8 protein-coding genes are annotated in these 4,287 nt (G+C 38.5%); 6 read left to right on the top strand and 2 right to left on the bottom strand.

What is annotated here, in order from left to right; translation table 11 throughout:
- A partial coding sequence (locus IM507_RS18790) for a nucleotidyltransferase domain-containing protein (protein WP_287637518.1) occupies positions 1-127 on the bottom strand: 127 nt, incomplete at its 3' end.
- Between the two features lie 482 nt (positions 128-609).
- Here IM507_RS18790 and IM507_RS18795 point away from each other — a divergent pair.
- The 6 genes from IM507_RS18795 to IM507_RS18820 all read left to right on the top strand — a co-directional run bounded on the left by IM507_RS18795 (position 610) and on the right by IM507_RS18820 (position 3,846).
- Positions 610-831, top strand: coding sequence for a type II toxin-antitoxin system Phd/YefM family antitoxin (locus IM507_RS18795; protein WP_002738398.1), 222 nt, complete (start codon positions 610-612; stop codon positions 829-831).
- Positions 832-847: 16 nt separating this feature from the next.
- A complete protein-coding gene (locus IM507_RS18800; RefSeq protein ID WP_002738737.1) occupies positions 848-1,066 on the top strand; it encodes a type II toxin-antitoxin system Phd/YefM family antitoxin in 219 nt (72 codons plus the stop codon).
- On the top strand, positions 1,063-1,446 hold the full coding sequence (locus tag IM507_RS18805; RefSeq protein ID WP_002757635.1) for a type II toxin-antitoxin system VapC family toxin: 384 nt from the start codon (positions 1,063-1,065) through the stop codon (positions 1,444-1,446). Before IM507_RS18800 ends, IM507_RS18805 begins: the two co-directional genes overlap by 4 nt.
- Positions 1,447-1,723: 277 nt before the next feature.
- On the top strand, positions 1,724-2,911 hold the full coding sequence (locus IM507_RS18810; protein WP_287637516.1) for an RNA-guided endonuclease InsQ/TnpB family protein: 1,188 nt from the start codon (positions 1,724-1,726) through the stop codon (positions 2,909-2,911).
- A 153-nt stretch (positions 2,912-3,064) separates the two neighbouring features.
- Positions 3,065-3,355 (top strand): type II toxin-antitoxin system TacA family antitoxin, encoded by a 291-nt coding sequence (locus IM507_RS18815; protein WP_069474469.1) that lies wholly within the window; start codon positions 3,065-3,067, stop codon positions 3,353-3,355.
- Positions 3,352-3,846 carry a GNAT family N-acetyltransferase gene (locus tag IM507_RS18820; protein WP_002738857.1) on the top strand — a complete coding sequence of 165 codons (495 nt, stop codon included), beginning with the start codon at positions 3,352-3,354 and terminating at the stop codon, positions 3,844-3,846. Before IM507_RS18815 ends, IM507_RS18820 begins: the two co-directional genes overlap by 4 nt.
- A 151-nt stretch (positions 3,847-3,997) precedes the next feature.
- On the opposite strand, the gene IM507_RS18825 is transcribed toward IM507_RS18820, so the two are convergent.
- The coding region (locus IM507_RS18825; protein ID WP_465246299.1) for a ribonuclease toxin HepT-like protein at positions 3,998-4,287 on the bottom strand (290 nt) is incomplete at its 5' end.

Raw genomic sequence — 4,287 nt, forward strand, 5'->3', positions numbered from 1 at the left:
AATCCCAAACCGCTAAATCAAGATCAGAATGGGGAGTTATTTCTTCATAATTTAACAATGAACCAAATAAAACAACTTTCGTGACTCCATACTTCTCTTTAAGGAGACTAGCACATTTTTGAGCAATTTTTAACCCTGCTTATTGCCGTTGTTTCATCTCTAATAGAAATTGTTCACGGGTTGCTCTCGCTGCTAAAACTTCAGCAATAATCTCTTGTTTTCGTTCTTCAGTTAACTGTGTCATTATGATTACCCCTAAATCATTGAATATCAATAGTTTCTATAATAGCAATTTTTGTGATCAGCGATCGCTTCTTCTTCTCGATTGGATTGAAACAACGAAACCCAACAATAATAAAGGTGTGTTACTGCGGTGACACACCTTTTATCTATCAGTCATCAGGAGAGCTTATTTATTTTCTGCTTAGATCAGTTAAAATTGAGGAATGATCGGCCTAGAAATTGGGTTTATCTTCGTACTTAACCTTAACATGAGAGTGTAGGCTGGGTTTCACTATCGTTCAACCCAACCGTATTTTATCTGTTCCTTGCTGAGATTCAGTTAAAATTGTAGCGTTATCACCATGAGTTAGATAGAACCCAACATCCATGATCAACTCTCTCAAAGAAGCCCAGGCTAAACTCCCCGAACTGATTGACAATCTCAAACTGGGGGAAGAATTGTTAATCACCGACAATAATCGTCCAATTGCCCAATTAATCGGGCAAATACCCATACCGCCCCAACGCCTAGTCCCCGGACTATGTCAAGGAATAATTACCATCGTAGCTGATGACGAAGAACATTGGCAAGATTTTTTGAAAACTTAAATAGAGATTTAACACTATGACTAAATTAGATATAGCTCAAGCTAAATCCGATCTCTCAAAACTTCTCGATTTGGCAATTAACGGAGAAGAAATTGTTATTATGCAAGGCGACGAGCCAGTAGCCAAAATTTCCCCCATCAAACGACCCTTAAAACGAGGAAGTGCTAAGGGAAAAGTATGGATGAGCGATGACTTTGATGAACCTCTTGAAGACTTTCAAAATTACAGGGAATGACTTTTTTATTGGACACACATATTTTTCTTTGGTTTGTTAATGACGATCCTAGATTAAGCAATGCTCTCAAAGATTTAATTGAAGATGAGAACAATTTTAGTTATCTTAGTATCGCCAGTCTTTGGGAAATGTCTATTAAATATAATTTAGGAAAGTTAAGGTTAGTTCCTTCCTATGAAGAGTTTATTGAGAAAGAAGTGAACGAAAGTAGGATTGTTTTACTAAATCTTGAACTAGAGCATCTAAAAATTAATGCTTCTCTACCTTTTCACCACAGAGATCCTTTTGATCGCATTATTATTGCTCAATCTATGGCTGAGAATCTCCCTATCATTACAAGTGATTCAATTTTCAGTCAATATTCGATTGCGCTTATTTAGTGTAACTCAACAAATGAAAATATTATTGATCTTAGATCAAGATGAAGGAATAGCTCCCAATGATCCAGCCGCTCTTCTAGATTAGATTGAAGCAACGAAAACCAACACTAATAAAGGTGTGTTACTTCGCTGACATACCTTTTACCTATCAGTTATAATGGAAAGGTTTGAAGCCTAGACTTTCATCGAAAATTTTGGGTCTGAAACCCCGTCGTTCTACGACGGCTTTACTGTTAAATATTAGCGCATTTACACGATATATGCTAAAATGTGAGACATGGAAAAAGCCTATTTTTACCGATTTTACCCAACACCCGAACAAGAGTCGCTATTGCGACGCACTTTGGGCTGTGTAAGATTGGTTTACAACAAAGCTCTCCACGAACGAACACAAGCTTGGTATGAAAGACAAGAAAGATTAGGCTACGCTCAAACTTCTTCAATGTTGACCGATTGGAAAAAGCAAGAAGAATTAGACTTTTTAAACGAAGTTAGCTGTGTACCTTTACAACAAGGGTTAAGACATTTACAAACAGCTTTTACTAATTTCTTTGCTGGTCGTACTAAGTATCCCAACTTTAAGAAAAAACATCAGGGAGGAAGTGCCGAATTTACCAAATCTGCTTTTAAATTTAAAGACAAACAAATCTATTTAGCCAAATGCACAGAACCTTTACCTATTCGATGGTCAAGACAAATACCAGAAGCTTGTGAACCAAGCACAGTAACAGTCAGATTACATCCTTCTGGACGTTGGCATATCTCAATTAGATTTGATGACCCAACGATTAAGCCTTTACCAGTAACAGATAAAGCCATTGGAATTGACTTAGGAATTAGTAGCATTGTGATTACCAGCGATGGCGACAAAGTGTCTAATCCTAAGCATTTTAAAAAGCATTATCGGAGACTGCGAAGAGCATCGAAAAATCTTTCCAGAAAACAGAAAGGGTCAAAAAATCGGGAAAAAGCAAGAATCAAAGTAGCCAGAATTCACGCTCAAATCACCAATAGTAGAAAAGACCATTTACATAAGCTAACCACTCAATTAGTTCGTGAAAATCAAACGATTTTTGTTGAGAATTTAGCCGTTAAGAATATGGTCAAAAACCCGAAATTATCTCAGGCAATATCTGATGTAAGCTGGGGAGAAATAACCCGACAATTAGCCTATAAATGCCGTTGGTATGGCAGAAATTACATCGAAATAGATAGATGGTTTCCTAGCTCTAAAAGGTGTAGTAATTGCGGGTATATTGCTGAGAAAATGCCGTTAAATGTTCGAGAATGGGACTGTCCAGACTGTGGGACTCACCATGACCGAGATATTAACGCTAGTAAAAACATTTTGGCCGCAGGGCTTGCGGTGTTAGTCTGTAGAGCGACCATAAGACCAGAACAGAGTAAATCTGTTAAGGCAGGTGCGAAAAATCCTTCGGGAAAGAAGCAGAAACCTAAATCGTGAGGTTTGGGAATCACCGTCCGTTTACGGCGGTGAGGATGTCAACAAATGATGCTCATCTCTCTGAAAAATCTGGGTATCGTATCGTACATAGTGTAATGTCGTTGTCACTACATTATGTTAAAATAATTAAGTTTGGAATTACACACCCATCTTATGAGTAGTAAAACAAAAAGTAAGACTCAGCGTAATACCCTAAATTTGCGAATTAAGCCAGAAGAACGCAATTTGATCGATATGGCAGCCAAAGTGCAAGGTAAGAATAGAACTGATTTTATTTTGGAAGCCGCGCGGAATGCTGCGGAGGAAACTTTGCTCGAACGTACTATTTTTTTGGCTAGTCCAGAGGCTTATGCAGAATTTATCGCACTTCTAGATGCACCACCTCAACCTAATGAACGTTTACGCAAAACCATGCAGACGCTCGCACCTTGGGAGAAGGAATGAATTTGACACCACCTGAACCTCTGGCTAGTTATCACTCAATCACTGATTTTTCCTGCGGAATTACTTCTCTTGATGATTGGTTGAAGCGTCGAGCTTATGCTAATCAAGCCAGTGGTGCAACTAGAACTTTTGTTACCTGCGTTGACAATAGGGTAGTTGGGTATTACGCCCTTGCTTCCGGGGCGATTAGTATACAATCAGCTAATGGTAAATTTCGGCGGAATATGCCTAACCCAATTCCAGTGGTAATTTTGGCACGATTGGCAGTAGATACTTCTTACCAAGGTCAAGGTTTAGGATGCGGTTTATTTCGTGATGGTGCGCTACGGGTTGTTAAAGCGGCTGATACCATTGGTATTCGGGGAATTATTGTTCATGCTATTTCAGAAGAAGCTAAGAATTTTTATTTGGCTTTAGGTTTTGATGTGTCTCCTCTTGAACCGATGACGTTGATGATTACTCTTAATGATTTACGCGCTTGTATTGCTTAGTGCGCTACAGGGGCAACACGGGGTCAACCACAGGGGGTTTGCCCCTACAGGTACGTTTAAGTCCAGAATAACTTTGCTTATGGCCTCATGAACAAGATGTTTGCCCTGATACACTTTACTTAGATTCAGTGCGATCACCAGTTATCTTTAATTAAGTTTCTCCCTTACTTAAATTATTACAAAACAATTGAATGTCATTGATTATGGTTTGATAAGAATTAACAATTTCATGGGGGATGATTAAAACCTTTTCCTCATCTAATTGGCAAGAATAAGCACTTCTCACCAGATGACGAAACTGCCGTAACTCATCCAAAATGAGCCTTGTTTCTTCTGTAATAACTGCTTTTCTCACCCTAGGTATATCAACAGACATTTGCTCTAATAAATCTCGATGCCATTTATCCCCCGTTGGGAATCTTTGATCAATTTTTTTAGCAA

It is taken from the genome of Microcystis sp. M20BS1 (assembly GCF_020245305.1).
Lineage (GTDB): Bacteria > Cyanobacteriota > Cyanobacteriia > Cyanobacteriales > Microcystaceae > Microcystis > Microcystis ichthyoblabe_A.